The following is a 17163-nucleotide window of genomic DNA, read 5'->3' as shown; positions in this document are numbered from 1 at the left end:
AACATAAAAAAAGCCATGCAAAGGAAGGAATATGAACGCACAAAAAAAAGCCGCCCATTGGGCGCAAGATTTGCTGGATGAAATCCGCTTCGATGTGGAAAACGGCAAAATCTGGTTTCACGGCGAGCGCATGCTGCTCAGCCACGCTTATGCCTTGTGGCAATTTCGGGAAGACTTAATCGAATCGCTCGGCATGGCGCGCGCCAAGCGCTTTTTGCTGCGCTACGGCTATTACGCCGGCATGCAGGATGCCCAAATCGCCAAAAAAATCCGCCCGCACCAAAGCATAGAAGAAGCCTTTGCCGCCGGCCCCCAGCTGCACACCATACGCGGCATGGTCAAAGTCACCCCGCGCCTGCTTTCGTTTGATGTGGAAAAAGGCCTCTTCAAAGGCACGTTCGACTGGCACGACTCTTTCGAAGTGAGCTACCACAAAAAGAAGCACGGCATTTCCAAAGAGCCGATCTGCTGGACGCTCTTGGGCTATGCCAGCGGTTACACCAGCTATTTTCTGGGCAAAGAAATCGCCTTTAAAGAAACCTTGTGCGAAGCCATGGGGCACGACCATTGCCACATCATCGGCAAAACGGTAGACGAATGGGAGGGCGAAACCGATCTCGAGCGCTCGTTTCTGCCCGATTCCATCGAAGAAGAGCTTTTCAGCCTGCGCAACGAAATCAACGAATTAAAGCAGCAAAACCACCACGATTTACTCGACAGCACCCAATTATTCGATGCCGTGGGCGAATCGGCGGCTTTCCGCCAAGTGTGCGATTTACTGGAAAAAGCCTCGCAAAGCAAAGTGAGCGTGTTGCTCGAAGGCGAAACCGGCGTGGGCAAAGAAGCCTTTGCCAAAGGCCTGCATGCCGGCAGCCGCCGCGCCGACCAGCCTTTTGTGGCCGTGAATTGCGCCTGCATTCCGCCCGAATTGGTGGAATCGGAATTATTCGGCGTGGAAAAAGGCGCGTTTACCGGCGCCGTGCAGAGCAAGCCCGGCAAATTCGAGCGCGCCCATTCGGGCACTATTTTTTTGGATGAAATCATCGAGCTCTCGCCACGCGCACAAGCCGCCCTTTTGCGCGTGCTGCAAGAGGGCGAGCTCGAGCGCGTGGGCGGCAGCCAAACCCGCAAAATCGACGTGCGCGTGGTGGCGGCCACCAATGAAAACCTGCTCGAAGCCGTGCAGCAAGGGCGCTTTCGTGCCGATTTATATTACCGCCTCAACACCTTTCCCGTGTTTATCCCGCCCTTGCGCGAGCGCCGCTAGGATATTCCGCTGCTGATTCAATATTTTCTGAAAAAATACACCGCGCTTTATCAGAAAAACATCCCCGGCATCAGCGACTACGGCCGCGAGCTGCTGCTCAACCACCCGTGGCCGGGCAATATCCGCGAGCTGGAAAACGTGATCGAGCGCGGCGTGATTCTCACCGACCACAACCGCCCCATCCAAGCCGAAGCCCTGTTTGCCGGCCTCGCCGCCGCGCCCGCCCTCCTAGCCATTTCCGCCCAAGCAGGCACCTTGGCCAGCGCCCCGGCCGGCAGCAGCAACGAAGCCTATATCCAAAACCTGCTCGAAACCGATTTCAACCTCGATAAATGGAACGAGCAAATCATGCTCGCCGCCATCAAACAAAGCGGCGGCAATATTTCCGATGCCGCCCGCAAGCTCGGCATCAGCCGCCCCACGCTCGCTTATCAGTTGAAAAAATACCGGCAGGAAGATCTCAATCCCTAAACCGCCATTGCATGATATAGTTAAATGAATGAAAAACTTATACAAAAATAAGAAATTTAGCATCATGTGTAGGGTGTGTGGCGCAGCCACGCACGCGGTTTAAACGGCTTCTGCATATGGCTTGCTACATGCGCCTGTATAAGTTTTTCTTTCATTCCACTATATTGAAAGGCCGTCTGAAAAGTTTTCAGACGGCCTTTGCCAAACCCAAGCCTGCCGCTTCCCAATATTGCACTCAAAGAAGCGCTGAATAACGCATTGCGCCGGCGTTTTTCAGAGCCTCCTTAAAAACCCAACCTCAGGCCGTCTGAAATAATTTCCCCGCCAAGCGCAAAGCCGCAGCGAAATCGGGTAAAATACGCCCGATTCCACCTGACCGAAAAGGCCTTGTTTAAAATGAGCAATTCACTGAGCTACCGCGATGCCGGTGTCGATATCGACGCGGGCGACCAATTGGTTGAAAACATCAAACCTTTTGCCAAGCGCACCATGCGCCCCGAAGTGCTGGGCGATTTGGGCGGCTTCGGCGCGCTGGTGGAAATCAGCAAAAAATACCGCAACCCGGTGCTGGTGTCGGGCACCGACGGCGTGGGCACCAAACTCAAACTCGCTTTCGATTGGGACAAACACGACACCGTGGGCATTGATTTAGTGGCCATGAGCGTAAACGATATTCTCGTGCAAGGCGCAGAGCCTTTGTTTTTCCTCGATTATTTCGCCTGCGGCAAACTCGATGTGGCGCGCGCCACCGATGTGATTAAAGGCATTGCCGCCGGCTGCGAAGAATCGGGCTGCGCGCTGATTGGCGGCGAAACCGCCGAAATGCCCGGCATGTATCCCGAGGGCGAATACGATTTGGCGGGCTTTGCCGTGGGCGTGGTGGAAAAAGACCAAGTAATCAACGGGCGCAGCATCGTGCCCGGCGATGTGGTGCTGGGCTTGGCCTCCAACGGCGCCCATTCCAACGGCTATTCGCTCGTGCGTAAAATCATCGAACGCGACCAGCCCGATTTGGATGCCGAATTCGACAACGGCCAAACCCTGCGTCAAGCCATCATCGCGCCCACCCGCCTTTATGTGAAGCCGATTCTGGCCGCGCTCAAACAATTCACCATCAAAGGCATGGCGCACATCACCGGCGGCGGCATCACCGAAAACGTGCCGCGTGTGCTGCCCGAAAACACCGTTGCCCAAATCGATGCCAAAGCGTGGCCGTTGCCGAAGTTGTTCCAATGGCTGCAACAAGGCGGCAATGTCGAAACTCAAGAAATGTACCGCACCTTCAATTGCGGCATCGGCATGGTGGTGATTGTCGCCGCCGAAGATGCCGAAGCCGTGCAGGCATTCTTGGCCGGACAAGGCGAAACCGTGTATCGCTTGGGCGAAATCCGCAGCCGCGTAGGCGACGAGCACCAAACCCAAGTTGTTTAACAATCAACATCAATCAGGCCGTCTGAAACAAGTTTTACAGCAATTTTGAATTGTGCTGTAAAACTTGTTTCAGACGGCCTGATTATTTTACATCTGCTGCGTTACCATCCGGTTGAGCTGCCAATTTAGAAAGTCGGCATATGCGCTGCCTTTATCGATCAAAGCCTGCTCGTCGGCCGTCGGCGCTTCCGCTTTGGCTTCCGCACGCAAATCCGCGCTGTTTTGCCAACGCCGGTATTCGCGGCTGCTCAAATTGAAAAAGCCGTGTTCCGTCAACAACACCTCGCTATTGTAGCCATAACCGCACCACGGTGAAGAGGGTTCTGCCGCCACCAGATTGCAGCCGTTTTGATAATAATCGCGCTCGGATAAGGAAAGCGCATACAAGGTCGGCATCACATCTTTATGCGAGCCTGCCCGTTGGGGCCTGTAAACCGCTTCGTTGCGGTATTCGGGCGGCACATACAGATAAAACGGCACAGCGTGCCCCAGCGCCGTTTCGTTGGGCTCGGGATAGCCGATGGCGCGCATATTGTGGTCGCCCGTGGCCGCAATCACCGTATGCGGCGCGTGTTGTTTCACTTCGCTGATAAAGCGCCCCAATTGGTCATTGCTGTAGCGGAACGTGTTCAGAATTTCATTTAACGCTTCACCTGTCGCCAACTGGCTCAAACGGCTTTGCTCTTGGTTGTCCAACTTAAAGGCCAAGCGTTGATGCGGCGCAGGCAATTTATAAGGCGGATGATTGGTCATCGACATCATCATCACAAACACCGGTTTGCCGCTTTGCTCCGCTTCGGCCAACACCTCTGCCGCATAACGGAACATATATTCGTCCGGCACGCCCCAAGTATCTGATTTCGCTTCGGGATAGCGGGCTTTCAGCGTATTCTCATCCACAAAATCATCTACACCCAAATGCGTGAGAAAATTATTGAAATCGCGCCAGCCACCGTTACCCGCCGTAATATACATCGTGCGGTAACCTGCATCATGGTAGGGCTTGAACATATTGCTGATGAATGATTTATTTTTCGCTGTAGATTGGCTCAAATTCAGCTTGGGACTGCGCACAAAAAAGCGGTGCAGCGAATCGCTGGTGCCGTCGCCCTCGGAAACAAATTTGCGGAACACCCAATCTTGCTTAAAGTGCGGTGCCAATGCGCCCATCAAATCACGCTGCGGCGTATCCAACTGCAAGAGATGGCTGCCCATACTTTCCATCACCGCCAACGCCACATTCGGGCGGTGCGCCTCCACCGCAGCGTTATGCGGTGTTTTTACCACAAATTGCGACAACGCCGCCGATGCCGCCGGCTTGCCCTGCAAACGGCTGATAAGCTTGATTCCGTCTTCATCAGAAACCTCATCAAAAGAGCCGCTGTTCTTATATTCTTTACGCGCCCAATCCAAGGAAATCAAAGCATTGGGCACCAATCTGTTGAGTTGCGATGCCGCAGAAATCTGTGCCGAATCCTGCCGTAAAGGAAACTTACCCATCGAGCCGCGAATGCCCGCCGCCAGCAACAATAGCGGCAACACCGCCAAAACAGCTTTCAGCCAAAGGCCGTCCGTCTGCCGGACACGCTCTCCTGCCCGCAAACGCACGCGGGAAAGCAGCTTGTACCCCGCCCCCCCGACCACAGCCAAGCCCAGCAATACGCTTAAAACAGGGAAGTCAGACCACATGGTTTTCAACACCGCCGCAGGGTCCTCATCGACCAATCCGAACACAAACACATCAAACTGGCGCTCATAAACCCCGAAATAGAACACATTCGCCACCGTTGCAGTGAGCAGCAACAACAAAAGCCCGAGCAACAGCTTGTTTTGATGGCGGTCAAACCAGGCAGCCGATTTCACAGTTGCCAAACAGGCCGCCCCCAACAACAAAGGCAAAGCCACAACAATGGCACTGATTTTAATATCAAACTGCAATCCCTTGAAAAACATAGCAAAAACATCGGCCGCATATTCGTTTTTCACCGTATCCGACACATAGCGGTAAAATAAAAAAGCACGCCCCAGCCCCAAAATCAGCAACGACAGCAAAAACACCGCCAGCCATTGCACCAACCATTTTTTATAAAATAAATACCGCATTTCCCATCCTCAAATAACAGCCCGAGCTTTAAATAACAGCCCGAGCTTTCAGACGGCCTCAGGCTTACCGTATATCATCAAGCGGCACATTATACTGACATTTATCATCCGCCCGACAGCGGCAAATAATACCAATTCTAAAAAAATAAGATAACAAGGCGGCGAGCCGAAAATAGTGTAGGAAATTCTAGCGTTGTTTACAGTATTTGAAAGACAATACTGCAATGAGCATCCTCAAACACACCCAAGCCGAACACCAACAAGCCATGAGCGATTACGTTACCCGACATTGGGCGCAATACCGCGCCGGTGAAATCGACTTTGCCCAAGCCAAAGCACTGGCCAAATAAGCCAATGAACAAACACAACCAATCCGACATTCTCAGCATCAACCAAGTGCAGCTTTTGCTCTCTGAAAAGCGCACCTCGCTCTCGGTGATGCGCACCGGCATTGCCATGCTGGCGCTGCCGCTCTCCATTTTCAGCGCCCTGATTGCCACCTCCAAATATTACGAAATCACCCATGTGTGGCCGCTTTTGGCGCTGGTGAGCAGCATCAATCTGCTGCTGATTGCCTTTTCCGCCTACCTGATTATCCGCTCGCTGCGGCGCATGCACCGCTACGACCAAGCCATCGCCGCCATCAAGCGCGAACATGAAACGCTGAAAAAGCTGATTTGAGCACAGCAGGCGAGTTTTGAGCCAAAACATTGCCGCGTGATGAAATGTGAACAGACCCTATAGATACGGCAACTAATTATTGAATATTCACATCCTCTTGCCCGCAGCAGAAACCTGTTCCCTCTCCCGTGGGAGAGGGCTAGGGAGAGGGCAACAAGCCAAAGGCTTGTTTGCCGGTATCTGAAAATGTTCAATATTTAATTGCCGAATCAACAAGGTCGTCTGAAAACCCGTTCAGACGGCCTTTAAGCTTATCCGCAATAATGCTAATATCCGCCACACACCACAACAAACGGAGAAACTGCATGACCACCCTGCCCCGCCCCGAAATCGATGAACACGGCCTGCTCGAATATTCCGTGGTTTACACCGACCGCGCCCTCAACCACATGTCGCAAAAGTTTCAGACGGCCTTGCGCGAAATTTCCGCCACGCTGAAAAAAGTGTATGGTGCCGATTATGCCGCCGTGGTGCCCGGCAGCGGCACGTCGGGCATGGAAGCCGTGGCCCGACAATTGGCGCGAGATGAAAAATGCCTGATTATCCGCAACGGCTTTTTCAGCTTCCGCTGGACGCAGATTCTCGAGCAAGGCCGCATCGCCGCAGACACGCGCGTGTTCACCGCCCGCCAGGCCGACGAAGCGCAAGCGCCGTTTGCGCCCGCGCCAATCGAAGAAGTGGCCGCTGCCATCGCCGAATACCGCCCTGCCGTGGTGTTTGCCCCACATGTGGAAACCGCCTCGGGCATTATGTTGCCCGACGATTATATTCAAGCGCTCGCTAAAGCCGTGCACGCCGTGGGCGGCTTACTCGTCATCGACTGCATCGCCTCGGGCTGCATCTGGCTTGATATGCAAAAGCTCGGTATTGATGTGTTGATTTCCGCGCCGCAAAAAGGCTGGAGCGGCTCTCCCTGCTGCGGCCTGGTGATGCTGAGCGAAGCCGCTTATCAAAAAGTGCAAGCCACTGAATCCGACAGCTTCTCGCTCGATTTGAAAAAATGGCTCGCCATCATGGCCGCTTTTGAAAACGGCGGCCACGCCTATCACGCCACCATGCCCACCGATGCGCTTCTGATTTTGCGCGAGGTGATGCAGGAAGCCGAAGCCATCGGTTTCGATAAGCTCAAAGCCGCACAAACCGAATTGGGCGCAAAAATGCGCGCACTCTTGGCCGCACAAGGCTTCCCCAGCGTGGCCGCGGCCGGCTTCGAAGCCCCCGGCGTGGTGGTGAGCTACACCACCCATCCCGAAATCCAAAACGGCAAAGCTTTTGCCGCACAAGGCATGCAGATTGCCGCCGGCGTGCCGCTGCAATGCGGCGAACGCAGCGATTTTTCCACCTTCCGCTTAGGCCTTTTCGGCTTGGACAAGCTGCAAAACATCGAGCGCACCGTGGCCGCATTTGCCGATATTTTGGCGCGGGTGGAAAACGCTTAAAGCCAATACTGCAAACAGGCCGTCTGAAACGTTTCAGACGGCCTGATATATTGTTGTTTCTACTGTTCTTCAACACAAGTACGATTAGGCCGCAGGCCGTAATCGTATACATGGCTGTTCCCGCACCGCCGTCTTATACCAATCTACCAATTCAAAAACAAGCTGCCAAGGCAGTAAACCGAAGACAATACGGATACGGCAAGGCAGCGGGGTTATTTTTTGAGCCGGGTATTTTAGTTGAAATGAAAGCTTCTAAAAATACACAAATTTGTAAGACGGCAAAAAGTGTATATGTTTTGATAAACTGTATAAAAGTTCCAAAATTAATTCAATTTAACATTAAGTGAAGCGGAGTATTTCTATGCATTATGCCACCGCCAAAGTTGCTTTTGCTGTCTATCTGTATGGTTTGGGCAAATTTGCCGAGCGCGCCCGGCCGGAAGTGCCGGATGAAACGTTGCAAACCTATATCCGGATGTATTGTCCGGGAAAGTTTGCCGATGGCAAACCATCTGATATCCACACCCACAAGCATGCCGCCTACACTGCGTTGGCATGGGATATTCTAGAGCGGCATGCGCCGGATTTGGTGCGCGGCGATATGTATCCGTTTGCCGGCCGTCAAGCGGGTGAAGACAAAACCGATTCGCTGCTCAATGCCTCGGCCATGCACCACAAGCCCGACACCTTTCTGCAATGGATTATCGCCACAGCCGAGCGCGTGGCTTCCGGTTTCGAGCGGGAAGAATTCGAGCGGCACAACCAAACCGACGGTAACCAAGGCCTTAATCCCAAAAGCAAAACCGGTAAAAACCATGATCAGGCGCGCTTGCTGACCCTGTTTGAACAAATTTCCTTAAATGGTGAAGTGAGGCCGTCTGAAAATGCCGGATTGGATTACTGCTATCCGCTCAAGCCCCTATCGCCCGAAGCCATTTTCCCGCAATGGCGCGACACCGCCGAGCCGGCTGATAACGCACAGGCGCAAAAGGCATACCGCGACTTATGGCAGGATTTTCTACACAATTTGAAACGCATTCCGGCTTCACACCGCAGCAACTGGAATTTATGGCTGGATCATTTCGATACCCTATGGCAAACCTACACCCAGGCTATTCCTGCGGCAACCGCATTTGGCATGAAACCCGAGGTATCGCTGTATGACCACAGTAAAACCACCGCCGCGTTGGCGGCTGCTCTATGGCGCTGGCACGAAGCGGAAGGGAAAACCGATGTCGATGCTGTTTCCGCACTCAAAAGTCGCAGCGATTGGGACGAACAAAAAATCCTGTTGATACAGGGCGACTTTTTCGGCATTCAAAATTTTATCTTTGCCTCAGGCAGCCAAACCAATAAAAAAGCGGCCAAACTCCTGCGCGGACGTTCGTTCCAAGTTTCTCTGTTTGCCGAACTGGCTGCACTGAAAGTATTGCGCGCCTGCGCCTTGCCGCCGACTTCGCAGATTCTCAATGCAGCGGGCAAATTTATGATTGTTGCGCCCAATACTGCTGAAGTGCGCGAGGCTGTAACAAAAGTGCGCACAGAGATTAACCAGTGGTTTTTGCAACACAGCCTCGGCCAAGTGGCCCTGGGCCTGGCAACCCAACCCGCCGCTTGCAGCGATTTTGTTGATAAAAAGCGTTTCAAGGCACTGGTCAAACAGTCTTTTGAAGTGTTGGAACAGGCCAAATTGCAACGCTTCAATTTAACCGGCGCAGCGCCTGCCGTGTTGAATACCGATTATGAAAAAGGTGTTTGCCTTTATAACCAGCAACTGCCGGGTGAGGAAGGTGAAAAAAATCATGCTGTTTCCCGCCTTTCACAAGATCAAATCGATTTAGGCAGCGAGCTTACCCACAAAGAGCGCCTGATGGTGCTGGATGGTGCAGATGAGGTTTCAGACGGTGTTCATACCCGCAAGCTCAAGCTGCCGATATTCGGCTTTACCGTGGCCTTTACCGAAGAGCAAGACATCAGCGGCAAGTTCGGCAACCAAGCTAGAGCGGGCAGCCTGTTGCGCTTTTGGGATTTCAGCCTGCCGCAAAACATCCGCGATACCTTATGGCACGGCTATGCGCGGCGTTATATCAATGCCTATGTGCCGCACTTTAGCGAAGTTGATGAATGGCCGTGCAACAAATACGCGCCCGTTAAAGACACGGAAGATGCAGAAGAAGTGCGCGAAAGCAGCCCGAAAACCTTCAGCCATCTGGCCTGCGAAGAACGACACACAGAAAACGGCGACACCTTTGCCGGCAAAGTAGCCATTGCCGCGCTCAAAGGCGATGTCGACAACCTTGGCAATATTTTCCAGCAAGGCTTGAGTGAGCCGACTTTTGCCAAAATGGCCGCCTTGTCGCGGCAGATGAACCACTTTTTCAGCCTGTGGCTGCCCGCCTATTGCGCCGAATGTTATCCCAACACCTACACTGTATTTGCCGGCGGCGATGACTTTTTCCTTATCGGCCCGTGGCTGCAAACCCAAAAGCTGGCTGCCGATATGCGCATGCGCTTTGCTGATTATGTGGCAGGCAATTCAGGCATCACATTCAGCGCAGGCATTGCCGTGACCAAGCCCGGCCTGCCCGTAGGCAAGCTGTCGGCTTATGCCGAAGAAGCGCTGGAAGCCGCCAAAGCCTATCCGGAAAACAAACAGGAAGCCACCAAAGGATACGGCAGCAAAAACAGCATATGCCTCTATGGGCAAACTGTATCGTGGCAGCAATGGGGCGATATTCAGACGGCCTTTGAACGGATAGGCCGTCTGAGAGAAGACTACGGATTAAGCACCGGATTTATCTACAATATGCTGCAATTTAGCGAACAGGCAGAAGCAGAAAAAAGCGGCAATATCGCCGCCGGCATGTGGCGCAGCCGCTTTGCCTACCGCATCCGCCGCCACGTAAACGACAGCAAAAACATGACCGACAAAAACAACGGCTATGCCCGGCTTACCGAAGCCTTTTACCAAAACGGCATTGGGAAATTGGGTGCGAAATACCGCATTCCCCTGTTTAACCACTTCTACCTACTGAGGGCAAAATAATGGAACTGAATAAGATCAAACTGGACAAGCTGGAAATTGATATTTTCAGCGACACTGCCAGAAATGCTGCCGAACATATCAGCCAGAATAAGGATAAAAACAAATCCACCCAACTGCGTAAATTCTACGATGAGCTGACCATGTGGCACGACAAAGTGTTTCAGGCAGCCTCACGCGAAGAAGCCTATCAAAACGCGGCCCCGTTTATTCAAATGCTGAAAGCCAAAGCCGCTTATTCCAAAGGGCGAAAACATGTGGACGATAATTTTGTTGACGTTTTCAACCAAATCATCGGCCAAATCCACAGCCCCGACAGCCTGAAAAACGCCAAACTGTTTTTTGAAGCCGTGCTCGGTTTCCGCAAAGCCAACGAAGAGAAAAAATAACCGGAGAACATCATGCAATTAACCAATATCCACATTCTTGAAGCCACCCTGATTTTAGAAACCGGCCTGCACATCGGCGGCGGCGACAGCGAAATCCACATCGGCGGCATCGACAACGAAGTCATCAAGCATCCCGTCAGCGGCGAGCCTTATATTCCCGGCAGCAGCCTGAAAGGCAAAATCCGCAGCCTGCTCGAATGGAAAAGCGGCGCAGTGCAGGAAGCTCCGCTGGGCAAAACAGAATACGACCGCGCCCAAAACGAACAACAGCAAGCCGTTAAAGCCATTTTGCAGCTGTTCGGCATCAGCGGCGACACCCAAAACGAAGACTTTCAAAAAGAAATCGGCCACACCCGCGTATCCTTTTGGGATTGCCCCTTGAATAAAGACTATGCCGACCGACTTCGCGAAGACAACCTGCCGCTCACCGAAGCCAAAAGCGAAAACCGCATCAACCGCATCGCCGGAACAGCCCAAGACCCGCGCCAAACCGAGCGCGTGCCCGCCGGTGCCCGATTCGACTTCAAGCTCACCATTAAAGAATTCGACGGCGATGACAAAGCCCTGTTCGACACCCTGCTGCAAGGCTTGAAACTCTTGGAATGGGACAGCCTTGGCGGCAACGGTTCGCGCGGCTACGGCAAAGTGGCCTTTACCGCGATCACGCGCAATGGCGAAGACATCAGCTCATGCTTTGCCGCCATCCAACCTTTTGCGAAATAACATTATGCAAGCATACCGATTGATTATCCAACCCGAAACCGCCTTCGGCACGCCGCTGGTGGGCGACACCCTGTTCGGGCAAATCTGCTGGGGCATCGTCGAGCAATACGGCGAAACGCGGCTCGAGCAATGCCTGCAAGGCTATACCGACAAGCGCCCGTTTCTGATTGTTTCCGATGCCTTGCCCAAAGACCATCTGCCGCTGCCTACCCTGCCGTCGGCCTACTGGCAGCAAGATGGAGAAACCGACCGCAAAAAGCTCAAAAAACGCCAATGGCTGCCTGAAACCGCTTTGGCAGAAAGCAGCCGCCGCTGGCAGATGCAGGCTAAAAGCAACCATGAACTTGCCCCGCACCTTATCAGCCGCCACAGCCAGCCGCACAACAGCCTCAACCGCCAAACCCACACCACCGGCGCGGGCGGGCAGTTTGTCCCGTATGAAAGCGAGCAAATCTGGTATGCCGCAGAGCATGACTGGCAGATTTACCTGCTGCTGGACGAAGGCCGTCTGAACGCTGCGCAGTTGCAACAAATATTGGAAAATATCGGATTGAGCGGCTACGGACGCGATGCGGGCGCAGGGCTGGGCAAATACCGCATCATCAGCCTTGAAGCCACCGATTTATTTAAACGCCACGCAAAAGACAACGCCGTGTTCACCCTTGCCAACAGTTGCCCGCAAGACCTGGGCTACAATGCCGAGCGCAGCTATTACCACACCCAAACCCGATTCGGCCGCCACGGCAATGTGCAGGCCACCGCCGGGCAGCCGTTCAAACAGCCTGTATTGATGGCGCAAACCGGCGCAGTATTCAGCGGCGCGGTTTCAGACGGCCATTATGTCGGGCAAGGGATAACAGGCATTTCCAAAAGCCAGCCGCAAGCTGTGCAGCAAGGCTATGCCCCCGCGATCGCCTTTACGCTTGAAACCGATAAATAAAAACTAAACCGCTGCTTTCAGACGGCCTAGAAGAAAAAACGGAGCGCATCATGCCGCAAAATTTTCTACAAAACCACCAACTGTATCTCACCCCCTTATCGCCGCTGCATTTAGGCACAGGCGAAGACTACGAGCCAACCAATTACGTGATTTCAGACGGCGCACTGTATGCCTTTGATCCGTCGCAAGCTGCGCTTACCCCGCAGCAGCGCAACGAACTGCTGCAAACGGCCCAGCGCGGCGACACCTTGGCGATACAGAATTACTTCAAAAAGCACGGCAGCACATTTGCCGATTGCGCCTACAAAATTGTGGGGGTAAGCAGCGCCTTGGCAAGCGAATATGAGAAACTGGGCAAAGTGGCCAACCGCGAGCAGAGCGGTCAAAAAGTGGGCAATAGTTTTATAATTGAGCGCACCGCCGTCAATCCCGTCAACCACCAGCCCTATATCCCCGGCAGTGCGCTCAAAGGCTGCCTGCGCACCGCCTGGCTTGACCAACTGGCCGAAAAGCAGCCTTACAGCAAAGGCAGACCCAGACAAAACGATGCCGCCCATTATGAAACCGAATTGCTTGGCAGCTTCGCTTCAGACGGCCTGCGTCTGCTCAAAACTGCCGATTTTACGGCAAACGGCACTATCGCCACCCAAATCCAATATGCGGTTAATAAGAAAAAGCACATCGTTTATAAACGCGATATAGATGGTGTTTTTGTTTTAGATGGCAATGGCAACAAAATTATTGTGCAGGCCAAAGGTGTGACCGGCCGCCGCGAAACCATCCAACACGGTCAATACCGCGCATTTGGCGGAAGCTGCACCCTGCAAAGACTGCTGTTGGCGCATAACCCACCTATCAAACAGCCCAATGCAAGCCTGCCCAAAACACCACTACAAAACCTGCAACAAATCGCCCAAAATGCCAACCGCTATCATCTCAAACGCTTTGAAGCCGAAAACAGGCTGCTCGACGAGCGCGGCCTGATTCATCCGGAATGGCTGCAACACACCCGCAATCTGCTGGCTGCATTGAAGCCGCAGTTAGACGATGGCGAAATCATGTTGGTGCGACTGGGCAAACATGGCGGTGCAGAAAGCAAAACCCTGAGCGGCTTGGCACAAATTAAAATCAACGAAGGCAAAGATCCGGAGACCGGCAGACAACGCAGCAGTTTTCAGCAACACACCAAAACCGTGTGGCTGGCCGCTCAAGCCGCCACCGAAACCCACGGCTTGTTACCGTTTGGCTGGGCATTGGTTGAAATCGACCCGCAAGGCGGCAATGCCGCCCTGCAAAACTGGTGTCAACAAAACAGCAGCCATTTGAACGACATTCAAGCCCTGCAAGCCAAGCTGCACGAACGAAAACAAGCCGCAGCCGCTCAGAAAGCCGCCATCCGCGCAGAAGCCGAAGCTGCCGAGCGTGCCAAAATCGAACAGGCCGCCGCCGAACAAGCCGCTGCCGCCGCTCACGCAGCCGAGCTGGCCGCCATGAAACCCGCCGACCGCCTGATTGCCGACTGGACGCAAAAGCTGCGGGACTTCCCGTTCGACCCCCGCAACGACACCGCCAGCAACGTTTTTTTCAACCAACTGAAAACCGCATGGGAACAAGCCACCGCCGAGATGGATGACAACAGCAAGCAGCAAATCGCCACCGCCTTCTCGTTCAAAAAACTGGAAAATCTCAAACGAGGCTTTTTTATCAACAAGCGTGAAAAAGAAATCAAAGCCATGTTAAAACAACTGCGCGGTGAATAAAGGCCGTCTGAAAACCATGAACCCTAAAAACCCCCTCAACCTCCCCGCCGAGCTGCCCATCGCCCGTTACCGTTTCGGCTTTGCGCTGGAAAGCGAAATGCGTCTGCCCGAATATGCCGGCTCCACCCTTCGCGGCGTATTCGGACATGCCCTGCGCCGCCTTGCCTGCATGACCCGGCAAAAAGAATGCAGCGGCTGCCCGCTGCTGCAAAGCTGCCCCTACAGCCGCATTTTCGCCACCCCGCCCAACCCCGCACTCGGCAAAAGCAAAAGCCAAAATCCGCCGCAGCCCTACATTATCGAAGCCCCTGAAGATGGCAAATATCATTATAAAAGCGGTGAAACCTACCATTTCAACCTTGTGCTGATCGGAGGTGCCCGAGCGCAACTGCCCCTGATTGCCTTCGCTTTTGCCCAAGCATTCGAGCGCGGCATCGGCGCAATCAAAGGGCGTGGCAGCTTGCAACACATCGATATCGAAACCGCACAAGGCTGGCAGCCGGTATTTTCAGACGGCCGAATTCAGGAGCACGCCAACAGCCTGATTCTGCCCGAACGCTATCCCACCGCAGCCACCCTGCATATCCGCACCCCCATGCGCCTGCAAAGCAAAAACAGCGTATTGGGCATACACCGCATCAGCGCCGACATCCTTCTGCGCCAACTCATGCGGCGCACCTCCGCCATCGCCACCGAACACTGGGCACAGCCGCTCAATGCCGATTTCCCGCACCTGAGCCGCGCAGCCGCCACAGTCAGCGCCACCGGCGAATTACAATGGCGCGACTGGAGCCGCTATTCCAACCGCCAACAACAAGCCATAACCCTCGGCGGCATCACCGGCACTTGGCGGTTTGACCATTTGCCGCTAGAATTCGCCCAATTGCTGCATATCGGCCAATGGCTGCACATCGGCAAAGAAACCGTATTCGGCCTCGGCCGTTATCAGTTAAGCGATGGTTAAATCATGATTAGCTTTATTAAGACAGAAAAGTCCGGAAACAGCATTTTCAACCTTTTGATTAATCTAAACAAAACCACGCCCTGCTAATTCAAAAAAGCCCCATCAAATCGGGGATTAAGACCTCCGCTACACCCTCAGGCAGGTAGTGCTTGGAAATTCAAAAAAGCCCCATCAAATCGGGGATTAAGACTACTGCACGACTACCGTTCTTTCTGTCGCACTTCGAATTCAAAAAAGCCCCATCAAATCGGGGATTAAGACCGCGCATTGTCATACACCAGCGCATTGCCATACAATTCAAAAAAGCCCCATCAAATCGGGGATTAAGACGGTTGCGCCATTCCCATTTCGCATCTTCGATTTCAATTCAAAAAAGCCCCATCAAATCGGGGATTAAGACATTTTGATGGTTTTGCTCATGCGGCGCGGCCTATAATTCAAAAAAGCCCCATCAAATCGGGGATTAAGACATCATACCCGTCTTCACCCATATAACTATATGAAAATTCAAAAAAGCCCCATCAAATCGGGGATTAAGACTGTTTTACTCATGGCTCTACTCGATAATTAAGAATTCAAAAAAGCCCCATCAAATCGGGGATTAAGACGAGTACTTCCTTCGCAGCCTCCAGCAAGCGTTCAAATTCAAAAAAGCCCCATCAAATCGGGGATTAAGACTCGGTCAATATTTCGGGTTGCTTTTTGCGTTCAAATTCAAAAAAGCTCCATCAAATCGGGGATTAAGACTGTGACATCCGTTTCAACTGAAACGTTCTTATGGAATTCAAAAAAGCCCCATCAAATCGGGGATTAAGACCTCGGGTTTCAGGCGGTATTCCATGTTGTCATAAAATTCAAAAAAGCCCCATCAAATCGGGGATTAAGACAAATGTGGCCGTGACGGTCACACGAATACGCGTAAAATTCAAAAAAGCCCCATCAAATCGGGGATTAAGACTTAGGCGCTTTAGGCGCTGCCTTAGCGGCTGTAGAATTCAAAAAAGCCCCATCAAATCGGGGATTAAGACGTCACGGGCTCTCCATTGATGTACATCTCGGCAATTCAAAAAAGCCCCATCAAATCGGGGATTAAGACATAGAGCGTCAAACCCTCCAGCGCTAGCTCCTGAATTCAAAAAAGCCCCATCAAATCGGGGATTAAGACTCCAAAGTTACTTCTAAGATCCTGTCGGTATAGAATTCAAAAAAGCCCCATCAAATCGGGGATTAAGACTATCAAGATGTCTACGATTGGCCTAAAGCGCGACAATTCAAAAAAGCCCCATCAAATCGGGGATTAAGACTGCGCGGATTGTTGTATTTTCCCGTTGATTCACAATTCAAAAAAGCCCCATCAAATCGGGGATTAAGACGCATCAAGCCCCTTGGCCTGCTCGTGTGCTTGCAATTCAAAAAAGCCCCATCAAATCGGGGATTAAGACGCATTTGGTTTTCTTTAACGCCATATTCTTTTAATTCAAAAAAGCCCCATCAAATCGGGGATTAAGACACATCATACCCGTCCTCACCCGTATCCCAGTAGGAATTCAAAAAAGCCCCATCAAATCGGGGATTAAGACGTAGTGGTTGATGCTGCTACCGTCCAAAGTTACCAATTCAAAAAAGCCCCATCAAATCGGGGATTAAGACGTAATTCTTTAGCAGCACTTACTGATTCCATTTTCTAATTCAAAAAAGCCCCATCAAATCGGGGATTAAGACACCCGAAGCCCGGCTATGTTTTGGGTGCCGACGAAATTCAAAAAAGCCCCATCAAATCGGGGATTAAGACGTTGCTGGCCGCCGAATAGTGGCCTGTGTTGCAATTCAAAAAAGCCCCATCAAATCGGGGATTAAGACGCAGGCCGTCTGAATGGCAGGCTATGCCCTATCAATTCAAAAAAGCCCCATCAAATCGGGGATTAAGACTTTTATATTCCCTTCTTTAACGG

Annotated in this window: 14 protein-coding genes and 1 CRISPR repeat array (1 of these 15 only partly in view); of the genes, 13 read left to right on the top strand and 1 reads right to left on the bottom strand. The window is 52.6% G+C overall.

The window, feature by feature from the left end; all coding sequences use genetic code 11:
- Window positions 1–31 precede the first annotated feature (31 nt).
- The 3 genes from LVJ78_RS03610 (at window position 32) to purM (ending at window position 3169) form a co-directional block, all read left to right on the top strand.
- Complete coding sequence (locus tag LVJ78_RS03610) at window positions 32–1267, top strand: sigma 54-interacting transcriptional regulator (RefSeq protein ID WP_243650350.1); 1236 nt, start codon at window positions 32–34, stop codon at window positions 1265–1267.
- 3 nt (window positions 1268–1270) lie between these two features.
- On the top strand, window positions 1271–1738 hold the full coding sequence (locus tag LVJ78_RS03605; RefSeq protein ID WP_483368480.1) for an AAA-type ATPase lid domain-containing protein: 468 nt from the start codon (window positions 1271–1273) through the stop codon (window positions 1736–1738).
- Between the two features lie 396 nt (window positions 1739–2134).
- The gene (gene purM / locus LVJ78_RS03600; RefSeq protein ID WP_132953974.1) at window positions 2135–3169 is read left to right on the top strand and encodes a phosphoribosylformylglycinamidine cyclo-ligase; all 1035 of its coding nucleotides are present in this window, start codon (window positions 2135–2137) and stop codon (window positions 3167–3169) included.
- An 87-nt stretch (window positions 3170–3256) separates the two neighbouring features.
- Here the strand turns inward: purM and LVJ78_RS03595 are convergent, their stop codons facing one another.
- Complete coding sequence (locus LVJ78_RS03595; protein ID WP_132953975.1) at window positions 3257–5272, bottom strand: LTA synthase family protein; 2016 nt, start codon at window positions 5270–5272, stop codon at window positions 3257–3259.
- 224 nt (window positions 5273–5496) lie between these two features.
- On the opposite strand from LVJ78_RS03595, the gene LVJ78_RS12460 reads away from it, so the two are divergent.
- The 10 genes from LVJ78_RS12460 (at window position 5497) to cas6 (ending at window position 15211) form a co-directional block, all read left to right on the top strand.
- Window positions 5497–5622 carry a hypothetical protein gene (locus LVJ78_RS12460; protein ID WP_279387854.1) on the top strand — a complete coding sequence of 42 codons (126 nt, stop codon included), beginning with the start codon at window positions 5497–5499 and terminating at the stop codon, window positions 5620–5622.
- Between the two features lie 4 nt (window positions 5623–5626).
- Window positions 5627–5953 (top strand): hypothetical protein, encoded by a 327-nt coding sequence (locus LVJ78_RS03590; RefSeq protein WP_132953976.1) that lies wholly within the window; start codon window positions 5627–5629, stop codon window positions 5951–5953.
- Between the two features lie 305 nt (window positions 5954–6258).
- A complete protein-coding gene (locus tag LVJ78_RS03585) occupies window positions 6259–7392 on the top strand; it encodes an aminotransferase class V-fold PLP-dependent enzyme (RefSeq protein WP_132953977.1) in 1134 nt (377 codons plus the stop codon).
- A gap of 110 nt (window positions 7393–7502) precedes the next feature.
- Entirely contained in the window at window positions 7503–7739 is a 237-nt protein-coding gene (locus LVJ78_RS03580) for a hypothetical protein (RefSeq protein ID WP_132953978.1), read from the top strand.
- 14 nt (window positions 7740–7753) lie between these two features.
- The gene (gene cas10, locus LVJ78_RS03575) at window positions 7754–10438 is read left to right on the top strand and encodes a type III-A CRISPR-associated protein Cas10/Csm1 (RefSeq protein ID WP_132953979.1); all 2685 of its coding nucleotides are present in this window, start codon (window positions 7754–7756) and stop codon (window positions 10436–10438) included.
- The gene (csm2, locus tag LVJ78_RS03570; RefSeq protein ID WP_207894306.1) at window positions 10438–10824 is read left to right on the top strand and encodes a type III-A CRISPR-associated protein Csm2; all 387 of its coding nucleotides are present in this window, start codon (window positions 10438–10440) and stop codon (window positions 10822–10824) included. The genes cas10 and csm2 overlap by 1 nt, the downstream gene beginning before the upstream one ends.
- Window positions 10825–10836: 12 nt before the next feature.
- On the top strand, window positions 10837–11547 hold the full coding sequence (gene csm3 / locus LVJ78_RS03565; protein WP_132953981.1) for a type III-A CRISPR-associated RAMP protein Csm3: 711 nt from the start codon (window positions 10837–10839) through the stop codon (window positions 11545–11547).
- Window positions 11548–11551: 4 nt separating this feature from the next.
- Complete coding sequence (gene csm4, locus LVJ78_RS03560) at window positions 11552–12487, top strand: type III-A CRISPR-associated RAMP protein Csm4 (protein ID WP_132953982.1); 936 nt, start codon at window positions 11552–11554, stop codon at window positions 12485–12487.
- A gap of 50 nt (window positions 12488–12537) precedes the next feature.
- On the top strand, window positions 12538–14247 hold the full coding sequence (locus tag LVJ78_RS03555; RefSeq protein ID WP_132953983.1) for an RAMP superfamily CRISPR-associated protein: 1710 nt from the start codon (window positions 12538–12540) through the stop codon (window positions 14245–14247).
- Between the two features lie 16 nt (window positions 14248–14263).
- Window positions 14264–15211 (top strand): CRISPR system precrRNA processing endoribonuclease RAMP protein Cas6, encoded by a 948-nt coding sequence (cas6, locus tag LVJ78_RS03550; RefSeq protein ID WP_132953984.1) that lies wholly within the window; start codon window positions 14264–14266, stop codon window positions 15209–15211.
- An 85-nt stretch (window positions 15212–15296) separates the two neighbouring features.
- Window positions 15297–17163: direct repeats of the CRISPR family, unit length 36 nt; unit sequence AATTCAAAAAAGCCCCATCAAATCGGGGATTAAGAC; it runs 600 nt beyond the window's last position.

The organism is Uruburuella suis (genome assembly GCF_022870845.1).
Classification (GTDB): Bacteria; Pseudomonadota; Gammaproteobacteria; order Burkholderiales; family Neisseriaceae; genus Neisseria; species Neisseria suis.
The sequence above is the reverse complement of the archived record's forward strand: the minus strand, read 5'-3'. Positions and strand labels throughout refer to the sequence as shown.

Coding starts and splice junctions, on each gene's coding strand:
- LVJ78_RS03610 (WP_243650350.1), top strand. CDS start 32: ATGAACGCACAAAAAAAAGCCGCCCATTGGGCGCAAGATTTGCTGGAT.
- purM (WP_132953974.1), top strand. CDS start 2,135: ATGAGCAATTCACTGAGCTACCGCGATGCCGGTGTCGATATCGACGCG.
- LVJ78_RS03595 (WP_132953975.1), bottom strand. CDS start 5,272: ATGCGGTATTTATTTTATAAAAAATGGTTGGTGCAATGGCTGGCGGTG.
- LVJ78_RS12460 (WP_279387854.1), top strand. CDS start 5,497: ATGAGCATCCTCAAACACACCCAAGCCGAACACCAACAAGCCATGAGC.
- LVJ78_RS03590 (WP_132953976.1), top strand. CDS start 5,627: ATGAACAAACACAACCAATCCGACATTCTCAGCATCAACCAAGTGCAG.
- LVJ78_RS03585 (WP_132953977.1), top strand. CDS start 6,259: ATGACCACCCTGCCCCGCCCCGAAATCGATGAACACGGCCTGCTCGAA.
- LVJ78_RS03580 (WP_132953978.1), top strand. CDS start 7,503: ATGGCTGTTCCCGCACCGCCGTCTTATACCAATCTACCAATTCAAAAA.
- cas10 (WP_132953979.1), top strand. CDS start 7,754: ATGCATTATGCCACCGCCAAAGTTGCTTTTGCTGTCTATCTGTATGGT.
- csm2 (WP_207894306.1), top strand. CDS start 10,438: ATGGAACTGAATAAGATCAAACTGGACAAGCTGGAAATTGATATTTTC.
- csm3 (WP_132953981.1), top strand. CDS start 10,837: ATGCAATTAACCAATATCCACATTCTTGAAGCCACCCTGATTTTAGAA.
- csm4 (WP_132953982.1), top strand. CDS start 11,552: ATGCAAGCATACCGATTGATTATCCAACCCGAAACCGCCTTCGGCACG.
- LVJ78_RS03555 (WP_132953983.1), top strand. CDS start 12,538: ATGCCGCAAAATTTTCTACAAAACCACCAACTGTATCTCACCCCCTTA.
- cas6 (WP_132953984.1), top strand. CDS start 14,264: ATGAACCCTAAAAACCCCCTCAACCTCCCCGCCGAGCTGCCCATCGCC.